General features: G+C 40.7%; 15 protein-coding genes and 1 tRNA gene. 6 read left to right on the top strand and 10 right to left on the bottom strand.

The window, feature by feature from the left end; translation table 11 throughout:
• The first annotated feature begins 10 nt into the window (after positions 1 to 10).
• From J2746_RS11150 to J2746_RS11135, 4 genes are all read left to right on the top strand, one after another.
• The gene (locus tag J2746_RS11150; RefSeq protein WP_209620710.1) at positions 11 to 2,041 is read left to right on the top strand and encodes an S-layer protein domain-containing protein; all 2,031 of its coding nucleotides are present in this window, start codon (positions 11 to 13) and stop codon (positions 2,039 to 2,041) included.
• Between the two features lie 78 nt (positions 2,042 to 2,119).
• A complete protein-coding gene (locus J2746_RS11145) occupies positions 2,120 to 2,725 on the top strand; it encodes a hypothetical protein (protein WP_209620707.1) in 606 nt (201 codons plus the stop codon).
• A 98-nt stretch (positions 2,726 to 2,823) separates the two neighbouring features.
• Positions 2,824 to 2,934: transfer RNA gene (locus J2746_RS11140), tRNA-Met, on the top strand.
• 64 nt (positions 2,935 to 2,998) lie between these two features.
• Positions 2,999 to 5,722, top strand: a complete 2,724-nt coding sequence (locus tag J2746_RS11135; protein ID WP_209620704.1) for a DNA-directed DNA polymerase — start codon at positions 2,999 to 3,001, stop codon at positions 5,720 to 5,722.
• A gap of 18 nt (positions 5,723 to 5,740) precedes the next feature.
• On the opposite strand, the gene phoU (J2746_RS11130) is transcribed toward J2746_RS11135, so the two are convergent.
• The 6 genes from phoU (J2746_RS11130) to J2746_RS11105 all read right to left on the bottom strand — a co-directional run bounded on the left by phoU (J2746_RS11130) (position 5,741) and on the right by J2746_RS11105 (position 10,737).
• Positions 5,741 to 6,391: a phosphate signaling complex protein PhoU gene (gene phoU / locus J2746_RS11130; RefSeq protein WP_209620699.1), complete on the bottom strand. Its 651-nt coding sequence runs from the start codon at positions 6,389 to 6,391 to the stop codon at positions 5,741 to 5,743.
• A 192-nt stretch (positions 6,392 to 6,583) separates the two neighbouring features.
• A complete protein-coding gene (gene phoU, locus J2746_RS11125; protein ID WP_209620696.1) occupies positions 6,584 to 7,234 on the bottom strand; it encodes a phosphate signaling complex protein PhoU in 651 nt (216 codons plus the stop codon).
• Positions 7,235 to 7,240: 6 nt separating this feature from the next.
• A complete protein-coding gene (gene pstB, locus J2746_RS11120) occupies positions 7,241 to 8,011 on the bottom strand; it encodes a phosphate ABC transporter ATP-binding protein PstB (protein ID WP_209620693.1) in 771 nt (256 codons plus the stop codon).
• A gap of 42 nt (positions 8,012 to 8,053) precedes the next feature.
• The gene (gene pstA, locus J2746_RS11115) at positions 8,054 to 8,911 is read right to left on the bottom strand and encodes a phosphate ABC transporter permease PstA (protein WP_209620690.1); all 858 of its coding nucleotides are present in this window, start codon (positions 8,909 to 8,911) and stop codon (positions 8,054 to 8,056) included.
• Between the two features lie 5 nt (positions 8,912 to 8,916).
• Complete coding sequence (gene pstC, locus J2746_RS11110; protein ID WP_209620688.1) at positions 8,917 to 9,804, bottom strand: phosphate ABC transporter permease subunit PstC; 888 nt, start codon at positions 9,802 to 9,804, stop codon at positions 8,917 to 8,919.
• A gap of 24 nt (positions 9,805 to 9,828) precedes the next feature.
• Positions 9,829 to 10,737 carry a PstS family phosphate ABC transporter substrate-binding protein gene (locus J2746_RS11105; RefSeq protein WP_209620685.1) on the bottom strand — a complete coding sequence of 303 codons (909 nt, stop codon included), beginning with the start codon at positions 10,735 to 10,737 and terminating at the stop codon, positions 9,829 to 9,831.
• 220 nt (positions 10,738 to 10,957) lie between these two features.
• Here J2746_RS11105 and J2746_RS11100 point away from each other — a divergent pair, with 220 nt between their 5' ends.
• Positions 10,958 to 12,328, top strand: coding sequence for a dihydroorotase (locus J2746_RS11100; RefSeq protein WP_209620682.1), 1,371 nt, complete (start codon positions 10,958 to 10,960; stop codon positions 12,326 to 12,328).
• An 84-nt stretch (positions 12,329 to 12,412) separates the two neighbouring features.
• Positions 12,413 to 13,324 (top strand): RAD55 family ATPase, encoded by a 912-nt coding sequence (locus J2746_RS11095; RefSeq protein WP_209620679.1) that lies wholly within the window; start codon positions 12,413 to 12,415, stop codon positions 13,322 to 13,324.
• Here the strand turns inward: J2746_RS11095 and J2746_RS11090 are convergent.
• The 4 genes from J2746_RS11090 to eif1A all read right to left on the bottom strand — a co-directional run bounded on the left by J2746_RS11090 (position 13,307) and on the right by eif1A (position 15,773).
• A complete protein-coding gene (locus J2746_RS11090) occupies positions 13,307 to 14,002 on the bottom strand; it encodes a DUF1614 domain-containing protein (RefSeq protein WP_209620676.1) in 696 nt (231 codons plus the stop codon). The genes J2746_RS11095 and J2746_RS11090 overlap by 18 nt on opposite strands.
• 81 nt (positions 14,003 to 14,083) lie before the next feature.
• Positions 14,084 to 14,620 (bottom strand): KH domain-containing protein, encoded by a 537-nt coding sequence (locus tag J2746_RS11085; protein WP_209620673.1) that lies wholly within the window; start codon positions 14,618 to 14,620, stop codon positions 14,084 to 14,086.
• An 18-nt stretch (positions 14,621 to 14,638) separates the two neighbouring features.
• Positions 14,639 to 15,448 (bottom strand): serine protein kinase RIO, encoded by an 810-nt coding sequence (locus tag J2746_RS11080; protein WP_209620670.1) that lies wholly within the window; start codon positions 15,446 to 15,448, stop codon positions 14,639 to 14,641.
• Positions 15,449 to 15,455: 7 nt separating this feature from the next.
• Entirely contained in the window at positions 15,456 to 15,773 is a 318-nt protein-coding gene (gene eif1A, locus J2746_RS11075) for a translation initiation factor eIF-1A (RefSeq protein WP_209620667.1), read from the bottom strand.
• Positions 15,774 to 16,211: the final 438 nt, after the last annotated feature.

Genomic DNA, 16,211 nt, shown 5'->3' with positions numbered 1-16,211 from the left:
GGAAAATTTAATGAAAAGATTTACAACAATCGCATTAGTTGCTCTTATTGCGCTTGCAGCATTAGTTATGCCTGTAACTGCAGTGGACAGCGTAGAAGTGCGCAGTTCCATTTTCAATGGCACTGACTTTGAGGATATCTTCGGCCAGCAGGCTGGAGATGGTGACATCGTAATTAACACTACAAACTTCGCAGGCTTCTGGTATGATATCGATGAAGATCTTGCAAGTGAAGAAATAACAATTATAAATGACTCAACTCTTGTAGATTATAATGGATATACAATTGAGGAAGAAGGTCTCTTGTATAATGCAACCATCGTACAGAACGCATACGAAGCTGACTTCGCTGACGAAGATACCACGGATGATAATACCACATTCCCACTCATCGGTCTCTTCGCTGATAAGTATGTTCCAACAGATGACGATGATGCAGGCGAGCTTGTAAAGCTCCTTCTCGACACAGATGATAAGTACACACTCAGGACTGGCTCCGCACTTGAGCTCGCTGGCGGCTATGAACTTACCGCAAAGCAGATCGATGTAGAAGGAGACAAGGTCTGGATGGAGCTCTCCAAGGATGGAGAATTCGTTGAGGATGAAGTTGTCGACCTCACAGGCAAAGATTCAGCAACCTGGGACTACGATGTAGATGTCGGTGACCAGTCTGATGTAATCGTCTTCAGAGTACTCATTACTGACGTCTTCCAGGGTCAGGTAGACAGCCTTGCTGTAGTTGAAGGTCTCTGGCTCGTAGATTACGAGAACATCATGGAAGTAGAGACCTCCGATGAATTTGGAGAACTTGAAGTTGATGCAGTTGGTAAAACCATTTCAATGTTCAACTCTGGTACACTCACACTTTCACAGGATAAGACCATAGACCTTGCAGAAGGTATGAAGATTCAGACTGCAGATGATGCAAATGATCTCCTCAGGTTCTACGTCTTGAAGGAATACACCGAACCAGGAACTTATGAAATTAGAGGTAGCATCGCACTTGACGACGAAACAACAGAGTGGACAACAGATAACTTCGCAGGCTTCTGGTATGATCTTGATGATAACGAAGGTTCAGAAACCCTCTCCATCACTGTAGCTGGTAGATCAGTTGCAGATGAAGAAGGTCTCTGGTACAACACAACCATCGTTCAGACATCATACGAGGCTGACTTTGCTGATGAAGATACCACAGATGACAATACTACATTCCCAATCATTGGACTCTTTGCACAGGAATATGTTTCAACAGATGACGATGATGCAGGCGAGCTTGTAAAGCTCCTTCTCGACACAGATGATAAGTACACACTCAGGACTGGCTCCGCACTTGAGCTCGCTGGCGGCTATGAACTTACCGCAAAGCAGATCGATGTAGAGGGTGACAAGGTTTGGATGGAACTCTCCAAGGATGGAGAATTCGTCGAGGATGAAGTCGTCGATCTTTCAAACAAAGATTCAGCAACCTGGGACTATGACGTAGATGTCGGTGACCAGTCTGATGTAATCGTCTTCAGAGTACTCATTACTGATGTTTTCCAGGGTCAGGTAGACAGCCTTGCTGTTGTTGAAGGTCTCTGGCTCCTTGATTACGAGAACGTAATGGAGATTGAAACCTCTGATGAATTTGGAGAACTTGAAGTTAATGCAGTTGGTAAAACTATTTCAATGTTCAACTCCAACACACTCACACTTTCAAAAGACAAGGAAATCGACCTTGCAGAAGGTATGATGCTTAAGACTGCAGACAACTCCACAACACTCAGATACTACCCACTCGTCGAGAGAACAATCGGTGACGAAATGGCTGTAGAAGAACCTGAGGAAGAGGAAGAAGTAACCGAAGAAGATGAAATGCCTACTGAGGGAGAAGAAGTAACCGAAGAGGAAATGCCTGCTGAGGAAGAAGAAGAAACTCCTGTAGAAGAGGAAGAAGAAGAAACTACTGAAGAACCTGCTGAAGAAGAATCCCCTGGATTTGAAGCAGTCTTCGCAGTAGCTGGACTTCTTGCAGTAGCATACCTCGTCAGAAGAGACTAAACATTTAAAATGAAGAAGGGTTAATCCCTTCTTACTATCTTTTTTTAATTCAATATTATTTTTCAAAGAGGTGTAACCATGAAAAAAATCATTTTGGTTTTGATATTAAGCATCTTAATGTTGTCTATCTCCGGTTGCACGGATGAATTTGTAGAAGAAACGCCTGCAACAGATGTACAGGATTTAGAGAATGCTTCTGGTTCTACTGATATGATGAGTGTAGACACTATTGCTGGCTCATCTTCAATTGTTGATCTCGTACCAACTGAGAATTTGCCTGAAAATTATGAGTTGCTTGGTACACATGAACTTTCTGCAGATGAAATAGGTGCAGATTACGTAGAAATCGAAGGTATTGTAGAAGGATTGGAAGGTCTCTACCTGTACTCGGAGTCTACTGATGTTCAACTTGAAGTTATTGAAACAAACAGTGCTGAAAATGCCGAAGAATTCATCACTACATACAAGTCTGAATTCAGCAATCTCAGAGTTGGTGACAGATTTACAAATGTATCTGTAAATGGGCATAATGCTGTACAAATACTTGATTATGTAACTGTAGGGTCGGAGGACGTTAAAAGATATGCTCTCATATGGAGCAACGGCAAGTTTGTATTTGTCGTAGATGGCGCAACAGAAGATATTGATGTTTTACTCACATTGGCCGAATCAACTGGATATTGATCCTGGCCAATCCTTTTTAAAATCATTTTTATTATTTGGACAGTCTCTCTTTCAATCGATATGCTTTAATAGGACTTTGTCCTTTTAGGTGCTGCACTGCCCGGATAGCCTAGTTGGTTGGGGCGCCAGACTCATAGGGAATAAATTTCCGTGCGTCCAAAATCTCCTGAGATATCTGGAGGTCGCGTGTTCGAGTCACGCTCCGGGCACTCTTCTTTATTTTTGTTTTATATCAACGCAAAGCATATATGCTGCAAGCCTGTAAGGTAAGTCATGAACTTTCAGATACTGGATGCTGATTACATCGGACACGAAAGTGGTCCGGTAGTCCGTCTTTTTGGTAGGGCTGAAGATGGTCAGAGCGTCTGTTGTTTTGTACCGGAATTTGAACCTTATTTTTATATGAATGCAGATGGTGAGCTTGATAAGCTCTCTATTATGTTGAAAGAAAGATTTGACGTAATTAAAAAGGTTGATATTGTTCCAAAATTTGAACCTGTAGGTTATCAGGTGTCAAAGAAACCAATGCTACGTATTACTACCATGGAACCACGTAATGTTCCTGAAATACGTGATGATGTGCTTACTCTTCCTGGTGTAAAGGAGGTATATGAAACCGATATCCTTTTCAGGAATCGTTTTATGATTGACATGGATCTCCATGGTATGGGTTGGGTCACAGCAGAGGCAATTTCTGAAAGTCCATTTTCTGATGATCATATTTATTGTGACTCGGTTTTTACGGCTTCTTCTCTCAAAGAAACCGAAAAGCTCTCTATAGCTCCACTTAAGCATGTTTCATTTGACATCGAATGTCTTCCTATAGATGGTTCTATGCCCGTGCCTGAAACATCTCCTGTGATTATGATCAGTATGTCCTTCAGTCCTGCATTTAAAGGTCATGACACTCTTGTTCTGGTTTCCAAACAGGTAGAAGGGACAGGTGAGGATGTTCTTTGTTTTGACTCTGAAACTCAGATGCTTAACAATTTCTTTGAGATATTTCAGGAATATGATGCAGACATCGTCTCCGGTTATAACATAAATGACTTTGATATTCCTTACATTGCAGACAGGGTTGCCATTCTTTGCGGATCTGGAGACACAATAAGGCCTACTGTTGGTCGTGATGGCAGGGTTCTGAGTTATCGTAAGATAGGCAATCGTACAATGGTTTCCATTCCCGGCAGAGTTGTAGTTGATGCGTTGCCGCTTCTGCGAAGCCAGTACAGCCTTAAGCGATATACTCTCAGGAATGTGGCAAAAGAATTGCTTGATATGGAGAAATTGGATGTTGCTCCATCTGAGATGGAAGAATACTGGAATGATTCCGGTGAAAAGATCTTAAAATTCATAGATTATGCACGTAGGGACTCTGAACTTGCAATAGAACTAATCCTTAAACTGCGTCTTCTTGATAAACATATTGCTGTAGCCCGGGTAAGCGGTTCTCTCCTCCAGGAAGTTGTCGATGGAGGTCAGACCTCAATGGTTGATAACCTGCTTTTGAGGGAATATGGCAGGCAGGATAGAGTTATTCCTCCAAAGCCAAGTGATGAGCTTGTAGCCATGAGAAATCGCAGTAGTGAAGGTCTGAAGGGTGGTGAGGTACTGGAGCCCAAAAAAGGTCTTCTTGAAAATGTTGTAATCCTTGACTACAAATCACTTTATCCTACTATTATGATGGCTCACAACCTGTGTTATACAACAGTTGTGGATCAGGATCGTCCTGAAAACGGGGAAACAATAGTTCCTCCTTCCGGTGGAGAGTTTGTTTCTTCTGAGGTTGCAAAAGGCATAATGCCATCTATTCTTGAAAATTTGCTCCTGCGAAGGACAGAAACAAAAAAGAGAATGAAGAATGCATCAGATGAATCGGAATATCGTGTTCTTGATGCAACCCAGCTTGCCCTGAAAATCCTGCTTAACAGCTTTTATGGTTACTCTGGTTATACCCGTGCAAGGCTTTACAGTCTCACTCTTGCAAATGCAGTAACTAGTTTTGGCAGAGATAATATTCTCAGTACTCGTGCCCTCATTAATGGTGGCATAAGTAAGGTAATCCTTAAAGAAGGTTCAGCTTATTTCACAGAGGAACTGTCTCCTATTGAACCAGATGATCAGGTTGTGTCACTTTCAGTGGTCTATGGGGATACTGACAGTGTATTTGTTCAGTGCAGTTCAAAGCAGGAAATTACCCTTGACAATGCTGGTCTGGTTGGAAAGAAGATTGCAGGAACAGTATCTTCCTCCCTTCCGGATCCCATGGAACTTGAATTCGAATCAATAGCAAAACGCGCACTGTTCATCGCAAAGAAACGTTATGCAATATGGGTATTCGAACGTTCAGGGGATGAATGGAAGGATGGCATTAAAGTAAAAGGTATGGAAACTGTACGCAGGGATTGGTGTGAGCTTACATCCAAGACTCTTAACCGTATACTTGAACTGGTTCTTAAGGAAGGTAATGTAGAAGCTGCTGTGCAGCATGTTCGCAGTGTTGTGGATGGTGTGCGAAACATCGATGTCAGGAAAGATTCCGACATTATTGAGGACCTGACCATGACTCGTATGTTCTCTAAAAAAGCTTCGAGATATAAGAATAAACAACCTCATCTGACAGTAGCTGAAAAGATAGAGGAAAGAACTGGAACTCCTCCTCCTGTAGGAGAACGCATTCCCTTTGTTATCGTTGCTGGAAAGGACTTGTTTGTGAACCGTGCTGAAGATCCGGAATATGTAAAGGAGAACAATCTTACCATTGATGTGGACTATTATGTCAAAAAGCAGCTATTACCCCCGGTAGAAAGGATTCTGGGCGTATTTGGTGTGGATATTGCAAGCCTCGATTATGACTCTAAACAGAAAGGTCTGTTTGATTTTTCAGATAAACCGCCAGAGTCTCCAATAAAAAAGTTCAAGCAAAAAGAAAGTGGAGTTAAAGCCCAACAACAACCTGTAGACAAAAAATCACAGAGTTCGTTGTTCGATTTTTAACCTGTCCTATTTTTAAGATTAATTAAGATCTTTTCTCTGACCTTCTGCAATGTAAACTATGCTTTCGCATATATTACATGCATGATCGCCTATTCTTTCAATGTAACGAAGTACGAATAGAAGATGTGATGCATTGGTTATTATGCTATCATCCTCTATCATCATTTCAATAAGTTCTTTCTCGATTGCATAGAATGATTTGTCAATTTCGTCATCTCTTTTTGCAGTATCTTCGGCCAGTTTAGCATCATTGTTTTCAAAGGCTGTCATTGCATCTTCCAGCATGTTATTTGCCATCTCTGCCATTTTAGGAATGTCCACAAGGGGCTTGACATGTTCTCCCTCTATTTCTTTTGTGATCTCGGCAATGTTCACTGCCAGATCACTCATTCTCTCAATATCAATTGCTATTTTCAAACATGAGGTGACAAATCTCATGTCTCCTGCAGTAGGACTTTGAAGTGCTATTATCTGGGATATTGATCTTTCAATTTTCATTTCATAATCATCGATTGGCTGATCTCCATCAATGACATCTTGTGCGAGTCCTTTGTCAAGTTCTTTCAAAGACTTAATTGAATTGTCAATGGCTTCATGTGCCAGTTTACCCATTTCTTTCACATCATTTTTCAAAATATCAAGAGTTTCGTGGTATCTTGTGCGCGTCATTTTTCCACCCTGTTTCTTGTACTTAATTTTCTTTCAGTATGATTTTAATTATTCGGCTGAAAACTTGTAATGTGTGGATTTTGATGTATATTTTGTTGAACTTTCCTTCAAATTGCAAGTTCTGAATTTAAAAACAGAAATCATCCAGAAAAGTTGAGAACTGTTTTCCTGGATGGTCCAATTCTTTGTGAATTAATTGAGATTGACTCTCTGGCTTTCAGAAATGTAAACAATACTTTCGCATATATTACATGCATGATCACCGAATCTTTCAAGATAGCGGAGCACTAAAAGAAGATGTGAAGCGTTGCTGATGATTGTTTTATCCTTTATCATCATTTCAATAAGTTTATTCTGCGTTCCGTAAAATAACCTGTCAACATCGTCATCTTTAAGGGAAATTGACTTTGCCAGTTCACTATCCATTGTTTCAAAGGCTTTGATCGTCTGTTGCAACATCTCGTCACATATCTCAGCCATTTTCATAATATTGTCTAATGGTTCTGTACTCTCTTTTTCCATACATTTAGCAACATTAGCAATATCTACTGCCAGATCACTCATTCTTTCGAGATCAATTGCTATTTTAAAGCAGGAAATAACTAACCTCATATCTCCTGCAGTTGGATTCTGGCGTGCTATCAGTTGTGTTGCACATTTCTGGATCTTCAGTTCATACTCGTCAATTTTCTGGTCGCCCTCAAATATATTTTCAGCAAGTTCTGTATCCTTTGTTATCAATACTTCCTTTGAGCTAGCAAGAGCATTATGGGACAATTCTCCCATTTCTATAACGAATTCTTTAAGCGTATCCAGACTTTGCTGAAATTGATCTCTTGTCATTTAACTTCACCCGAATCTGCCGGTGATATAATCTTCTGTTTCTTTCTGCTGAGGGTTTTCAAATATCTGGTTTGTCTTTCCAAATTCAATAAGATCACCCAGTAGGAAGAAAGCTGTATAATCTGATATCCTGGCAGCCTGTTGCATGTTATGTGTTACAATGACGATTGTGTAATCCTTTTTTAGTTCCATTATAAGATCTTCGATCTTACCTGTGGATATTGGGTCAAGTGCACTGCATGGTTCATCGAACAATATGACTTCAGGTTTGACTGCAAGCGTTCTTGCAATACACAGTCTTTGCTGCTGACCGCCGCTGAGGTCCAGGGCAGAGGTGTCAAGTCTGTCTGATGTTTCTTCCCAGAGTGCTCCTGACTTGAGAGCATGTTCGACTATTCTAGGCATCTCTTTTTTACCCATTCCATGTATTTTTGGTCCATAAGCAATATTGTCAAATATGGACATCGGGAAAGGATTTGGTTTCTGGAAGACCATTCCAACTCTTTTTCTGAGGTCTACAACATCCGTTTCTTTTGCGTAAATATCTTCTTGATCGATGCTGACATGACCCTCTATCCTGCAGTTTGGGATAAGGTCATTCATCCTGTTAAAACACCTGAGGAATGTAGACTTTCCACATCCTGACGGGCCTATGAATGCTGTAACGCTGTTCTTTGGGATATCTATCGATATGTCATGGAGTGCGTGATTATCTCCATACCAGAGATTGAGGTTTTTTACTTCAATTTCGGTTCCGTTATCGTAAATTTCTGGCATATATTATCCTCTTGATTTTATGTCAAAATGGACGTGATTTCATCATCTTTTGAGCTTATTTCTGTAATGTGTTCTCAAAGTTACTGCCACAAGGTTCACACACAGTACAATTATTAGCAATATCAATGCAGTGCCATATTGTATCGGCCTTGTCTGGGCAATACTGGTGCCTGATGTTGCAAGCACATAAAGGTGGTATGGCAGTGCCATAAATTCTGAATATATTGAATCTGGTAGTCTTGGAAGGAAATAGGCAGCCCCGGTGAGCAGAATTGGTGCTGTTTCTCCTGCAACTCTTCCAATACTAAGTATTGCTCCGGTTATCATCCCGGGAATTGCAGCTGGGAGTACTACTCTTCTAATTGTTTCCCATTTGGTAACACCCAGTGCAAGTGAAGCTTCCCTGTATTCTTTAGGTACAGTAAGAAGTGCCTCCTGGCTTGCTCTTATTATTACTGGAAGTATGAGCAGTGCAAGTGTTAAAGAGGCTGAAAGAATTGAGGGTCCAAAACCAAGATATTTCACAAACATTGCGAGTCCGAACAATCCGAATACTACGGATGGTGTTCCTGCAAGGTTACTTATGGCCATCTCTATTGCCCAGGTTGTTTTGCTTGGCTTTGCATATTCTGTAAGGTAGATAGCAGAAAGCATTCCCAGTGGAAGGGCAACAGCCATTGATCCTATAATGAGGTATGTTGTGCCCATAATTGCAGGATATATTCCGCCTTCCGTCATTCTGTTTCTGGGCATCTCTGTAATGAAGTCGAGACTTATGGCGCTATATCCGTTGGATATTATGTAATAAAGGATTACCAGTACGAAGGCAACAACCATTCCCGTTGCTATTTTTAATAACCCAAAGGCTATTTTTTCATTGATTTTTGCATTGGAATACATGGTTATCACAGGTTGAACCTATATCTCCTTTTTATGTAATTGGCTATGATGTTGATTATGAATGTAGTAATAAAAAGCACAGAACCTATTGCAAAGAGCGCGTGAAAGTGATCGCTTCCCTGTGGGACTTCTCCCATCTCAAGGGCAATTGTTGCTGTCATGGTTCTCACAGGTGCAAAGAGGCCAGAGGGAAATCCCGGGATTACTGCTGAGTTTCCTGTGACCATCATTACTGTCATGGTCTCACCAATTGCTCTTCCTATTCCGAGCATAACAGCGGCTGATATTCCTGAAAGTGCTGCAGGAACTGTTACTTTGTATATGGTTTGCCATCTGGTTGAGCCCAGTGCAAGTGATCCTTCTTTTATAGATCTTGGTACTGAACTGATGGCATCTTCTGATATTGATATTATAGTAGGCAATGCCATTATGCCTAACATGATAGAACCTGTAAGTGCAGTCTGTCCTGTGGGGATACCTAGGGTTTTCTGGACCACTGGAACAAGTATGACAAGGCCAAAGAAACCGTAGACTACAGAAGGTATTCCTGCAAGGATCTCTGTTACAGGCTTAAGGAAATTGGCAATCTTCGGGTTTGCCAGTTCTGATATGTATATTGCTGATGCAATTCCTAACGGAACTGAGAACAGTATTGCTCCAACAGTCACTATTAATGATCCAAGGAACAATGGCAGAAGTCCGAAATGTTCCGGATCTGCTGTTGGGAACCATTTAGTATCAGTTAAAAACTCACCAAACGGATAATTCTCAAATAGCAGTATCCCGTCCCGGAATAAAAAAATACAAAGGAGAAAAAGGACAACAATTGCCACTGCTCCTGCTGCGAAGAGAATTGACTCAATGCCCTTTTCCTTCAGGTATCTGTTTAACATCTATTCCTCTGATACCTGGTGTTTTTAATTTACTGGGAAGTATCCGACTTCTGAGACTATGTCCTGTCCAGTGGAGCTCATTACATAGTCGATATATTCCTCTGCAAGTCCAGTTGGTTCACCATCTGTGTAGTAGTGGAGAGGTCTTGCAAGCGGATAGTCTCCTGCCATGATGTTCTCAGGGGTAGGCTCTACAAATCCGTCTCCGCCATCAAGTGCAAGTGCAGTGGTTGTTTCATCAAGGTATGCGTACCCGATGTATCCGATTGCTCCTGTGTTCTGTCCTACTTCCTGCACAATTGCACCGGTTGCTGGCTGTACAAGTGCATCCTGGCGGTATTCTTCGTCAAGAAGTACTTCTTCCTGGAAGTATCCGTATGTTCCTGAACTGCTGTCACGGGTTATTACTGTGATCGCAAGGTCTTCTCCACCTACATCTGCCCAGTTGCTTACGCTTCCGTCATAGATACTCTTGAGCTGTTCGAAAGTAAGTTCTGTTACAGGGTTCTCAGGATTCACGACTACTGCAATTCCGTCCCATGCAATAATATGTTCAACAGGGTTGATACCGTTTGCCTGTGCATTTTCAATCTCTGAGTCCTTTATCTTCCTTGAAGCCATTGCGATCTCGACTTCACCGTCTATAAGTGCTGCAATTCCTACACCAGATCCTCCACCAATTACGGTAATGGACTTTTCTGGATTTGCGATCATGAATTCTTCAGCTTCTGCCTGTGTAAGTGGAAGCACTGTGTCTGATCCTTTGATCATGATACTTTCAGCTTCTACTTCTTCTGTTGTGGCGTCTTCTGAAGTTGTTTCTTCTGTTGTCTCTTGATTGTCTACACAACCGATCCCGACGAATGCGGTTGCAATAATCAACATTACTATGGAAAAAATTGTAATGTTCTTGAATAATTTTCCTGATATCATATTCTGGTTCACCATTTATTTATGGGTTCTACGTAATTTGTCAGTGAACCATAACAAAGTCGATACATAAGGGTTATGTAAGTACAATATATATTCCTATGTTAGCCTCAATTTTATATTGCAACTATATATCTGCTATATATTAGTATATAGTATGTGCTGTTTTTTCTGCAATTAATTATCATAAAAAGCATATACTTTTATTGAGATATAGGGCACTATGCCAGATATTCTTATTAAGAACACCAAAGTTTTTGTCAATAATTATCTTCAACCTGCAGAGGTTCTTATTGATGATGGAAAAATATCCCGTATAGCAAAAGAAATAGATGTTCAAAGGTTAAATCAGGTTATTGATGCAAAAGGTTCACTTACACTTCCTGCAGGCATAGATGTCCATGTCCATTTCCGTGATCCGGGTTTAATTGAGAAAGAAGACTGGTACACAGGCTCCTGTTCTGCTGCTGCTGGTGGGATTACCACTGTCATTGATCATCCAAATACAATTCCCCCAACTATTGATAAGAAGTCCTTCAAAGATAAGATGAAGATTGCAAACCGCAATTCTATAGTTGATTTCGGACTTTATGGCGGAGTAACAGGTAATATCGAAAAACTCCCTGAATTGTGGGAAAGTGGAGCAACTGCCTTTGGTGAGATATTCATGGCAGAGTCAACTGGTGCTCTCAATATAGATGAAAAATGTCTTGATGAAGCACTGGCTGTGTTGAAACAACTTGGTGCACTTCCATGTATTCATGCAGAGGATGACAAGATCAGGCTGGAATGTGAGGCTTTTCTTAAGAATGATTATGCTCCGGATTCTCACTCCCGTGCACGACCGAACCATTGTGAGGCATTTGCTGTTGAGAAAGCTATCAAACTTATAAGGAAGAATGAAACAAAGGCACATTTCTGCCATATAAGTGCCATGGAATCGGTGGGTCTTTTGCGTAAAGAACGCTATATTGATTCAAGGGAAGGCCGTGCTCCTACGATCACAAGTGAAGCTGCACCTCATCATCTTTTCCTTTCAACCAAAGACTGGGATCATCTTGGTTCATTTGGGCGAATGAATCCTCCTCTCCGGGACCGCCGAAGTGTTAAAATGTTGCTAAATTCACTCAATGATGGTACTATTGATTTGGTAGCCTCGGATCATGCACCTCATACTGAAGCTGAAAAAGATGTAGATATAAAGAGTGCTCCTTCGGGAGTTCCCGGTGTTGAAACACTTATGCCTTTAATGCTTGTTGCTGTAAAAAGGAATCTCCTCCCTCTGGGACGCATGATAGATGTGACAAGCAAGAATCCTGCAAGGATATTTGGTCTTGACAGGTTTTCAAAAGGTCGTTTTGCAGAAGGTTATGATGCGGATATAATTGTAGTTAATCATTCTAACGTTACTGAGATCAAAGGGGATAATCTTCACAGCAAGGCAGGTTGGACACCTTATGAGGGTATGGATGGTATTTTCCCTGAGTATACTATTGCCCGGGGAGAACTTGTCTGGGATGGTGACCTGGTAGCATCAAGAGGGCGTGGCAACTTCCTTCCAGGTAAAGGATTGATTTCAGAATCCTCTGAATAGTTATGTTCATAATTTAGAATGTGTGTCCATAATACCATAACATTTTAAATATATAATCACATATTATGTACATATGGTGGTGTGATGAAAACCAAATTCCCTATTCATACTACATTAAGCGCAGATGCTATTAAGGTTCTCGAAAGGTACGAGAAAGAACTTGGTGCAAAGAATGTCGTGCTTGAAAAGGCACTTCTTAATCTTGATTCTACACGTTTCAAGGCCAAACTTGACACACAGAATATTGATCGTATCATCAAAAGAGTTACAACTGGAATTCCAGGAATGGATGATTTTCTGGAAGGTGGATTCCCAAAAGGTTTTGCCATTGTTGTGACTGGTCCCCCTGGCACTGGAAAGACTACATTTTCGATGCAGTATCTCATGGAAGGTGTGAAGAACGGTGAGCGGTGCATTTTCTTTTCTTTTGAGGAAAGAGCACAACAACTCGTCCAGCATTTTGCAAGGTTCGGATGGGATGTCGGTAAGTATATTGACGATGGTTATCTGGAAATATTCGGAATCTCTATGCTTACTTCAGAGGAAATGATGGAGATTATCGATTCTCATAAGCCTGAAAGAGTTGTTTTTGATTCTATGAATGTACTTACGGCACCAAGTGATTTCCGTACTTCGACTTCATGGCGCGGACTTCATCGTTTACTCAAGAAAAACCAGACTACTGCTATTCTTGTTACTGAAAAGTCCCATGGGATAGAAATAAAGGAATATGATGATTTTGATTTCCTCGGTGATGGTGTTGTTTTCCTGGATTTTATTCAGACAAATGATATTGACACAACTCCGATGCCTGTGATGGCTGTTCACAAAATGAGGGCAACACGTGTTGACCATACGCCACAACCATTCAGGTTCACTAACAATGGTATTGCCAAGTACAGGGCTCTTAATATTCCTTCAAAGGTTCTTCAGGACAGGATTGAAAAAAGAAGAGCTGAAAGACTTGGTGGTGGGATGTCAATGGATGAAGTATGATAGAAGACTGGCAACAATTGTTGTCAGGTATATTGCTTTAAAGCTTCCTGCTCCGCCAATACTTATGAATGCACTACCTGTTTTTTCTTTATTGAATGTAAGTGCTGAAATTATATTTCCTGCTAATATTCCACCGACACCTGCTATGAATGTAATTGCTGCCACATTTTCCGGTGAAACAATGAGTGAGAACGGCAGGGCTATGAGTCCGATGTAGTCAGGTACTATCAGTCCTATTCCTCCTACCATTTCAGCAAGGAGACTCACTGCGACAACTACTATCAGCATTATTTCCAGTGCAGTGTTGTTTGGCTGGGTTAGTAGCAGATATATTGTTGCAAGTGCAGGTATTAACGCACCGCCAAGGTTTGCTGTTATTTTTGTTTTAAAAACTCTGTCTTTTCCAATGTTCAGTTCCTTTACGACGGGGACTGAATATATATCTTCAAGTATGGGTGCGTATCTGAATAATTGCTCGGGTTTTTTGGATCGTGTGCTCAGTAAAGGTATTTCGACAACAGATCCTAGCAGCATGGTAAAAAGAATGGCCATCAGTGCGAGGGGATTTATTGTCCCCAATGAAAGTTGTCCTTTATAACAAAGGGCTGCTGTGGGGAGCAGAATCAATACAAAAGCTGCGTATGTCCTGAGTTCAGAACTGTTGGTATATCCTCGCATCTGGCCACCGGTAAATAATTAGGACTCCAGAGTTTTAATATTTTTGGTGAGATATACTAGTGTATTATCTATGTTTTTGATTTAGTAGTAATCAAGCTGTGACTGAAGCATTTCCTGCCTTTTCTTTTCCAGATAACTGTAAACACTTCCATGGTTTGCGCCGTCAATTAGCATTTCAATGGATGTTCTTGCTATCTGGTTCTGCTCAGGAGTTCCTATTATGCTTACTGTTTTTCCATATACTGATATTTTAACACCTATCAGCCTTTCAGTTATTTCTCTTGTCTTGCCACCTTTTCCTATGATTCTTCCTTTTAAACGCAGCAGTTCTTTTGATGTTCCTATGTGTTTTGAAAGATCAATGATCTCAAGCATCAGCATATCGTCATCAAACATTGAAAATGTTTTATCCGGATTGAATCCTCTTGCAATTGCGTTTATTACGTCTTCAGCCTTCATTGCACCTACAGGGTCCTCTCCGGGAATTATCTCCACAGTTCCTTCCTCGCTGTCAATGTCCAGACTTGCTGTTGATCTCTCTTCTATTATCTGCTTGACGCGACCTTTTGGACCGATAATTGCGCCAACTCTGTCTTTAGGAACTTTGATGTGTGTCATACTGGTCTACCTTTTGCTTTATAGATCATTTTCTTCGTTTTTCTTTTCCTTGTTCCTGATTGATGTATATATTTCCTGGGGATCTGCGATAATTTTGTATTTTTTGAAATAGCGAACTATGTTCTCTATATCTCTTCTCAGGAAATCGATTGAACGGGGATGTTCCCGGGTGACTGACTGGCCCATATCAATGAATACAGGTTCGTCTTTTTCAGGGATCATGAGTATGTTGTATTCGCTCAAGTCTCCATGTACAAGGTTTGCTTTGTTGTAAAGGAGGTCAACATAATTGATTATTATATTAAATACCTTTTCTGCATTTTCTTTTCCAAGTCTGTATCCTTTGAGTTGGGGGTATGGTGTTCCATTCTCTCCCATAAATTCCATCACAAGGATATTGCGTTCAGCGACTATTGGTTCAGGTACGTGGATTCCTGCGTCTTTTGCACGTACAAGGTTCCTTTGTTCTTTTTTTGTCCATGCAAATATTATATCGCGTTTTGAGTGTCTTACATTCCTAAAACGGGGGTCTCCAAGAATATATTCTTCCATTGAATTGAAGTTACTCGAAGATATTCTGTATATCTTTACTGCTATGTCTTTCTCTTCATCTTCCGCAAGGAATATGTTTGCTTCTTTTCCTGTACTTATTGAACCGCCAATTGCTTCTATTATTTTTTTATTTGATAATGTATAAAGTGTTTTCAGTGTAGGCTCGTCAAAGACATTTTCTTTTACTTTGAGCGTGTCTGTATCTTTGCGCTTTATTCTTAGTTTGTCCACTTCAGTGTCAATACGCTTTATTTTGCTTGTAACTTCCTTTTTCATGATCTGTTTATCCTTTAAGGAAACCTTTGCGTTCAAGCCAGTTTGCCTGTGGCCGCGTATATTTCCAGATTACATCCGCTTTTTCGTTCTGGAAATCCCAGGGGACTGCTATTACGATATCTCCTTCTCGAATCCATGTTTTCTTTTTCATTGATCCGGGAATTCTTCCCATTCTTACAATACCATCCATGCATCTGAGTTTAACATGATTTGCTCCAAGCATGTTTTCCACGGTGGCCAGGATTTCATTATTTTCTTTGCGTGGGGTGCGAACTCTTGTGACTTCGCCTGTATCAGAAACATTATTCTTTCTTTTAGACTGCAAGCTGATCCCTCTTGCAATTTTATGGGTTTGAGTACTGCTATGTATCTTATGTTGTTAAAGCTTACGTATTGCTGCGCCCGGTTTATGTCCTCTTTGTTATGGTATTGTGGCCTTGATGGTGGCAGCGATATTAATAAAATATAAATTAATTAAATACGTAACATTTATATTGGATGATTTGTATCTATGAATTCCCTCCAAAGCGTTTTGGAGGTGTCATACTGTTTACTGTTTTATCATACAGTTGTAGTTAATGACGACACCACAAAATCCATATAGGATTAAGATATAACTTAATAATCCTAGTGGGAATGTGGGTAGTTTGATGATTCCTCTATGATGTCTCATCCTTTGCCTTCGGATCTCTTGATTCGGAAGGTATATATACGATGATGACCTTTGAAGGAGTCCGCGCAAATCGCGCGAAAACACTTACAA

The organism is Methanolobus bombayensis (assembly GCF_017873415.1).
GTDB classification, from domain to species: domain Archaea; phylum Halobacteriota; class Methanosarcinia; order Methanosarcinales; family Methanosarcinaceae; genus Methanolobus; species Methanolobus bombayensis.
This window is presented reverse-complemented; position numbering and strand designations above follow the sequence as displayed.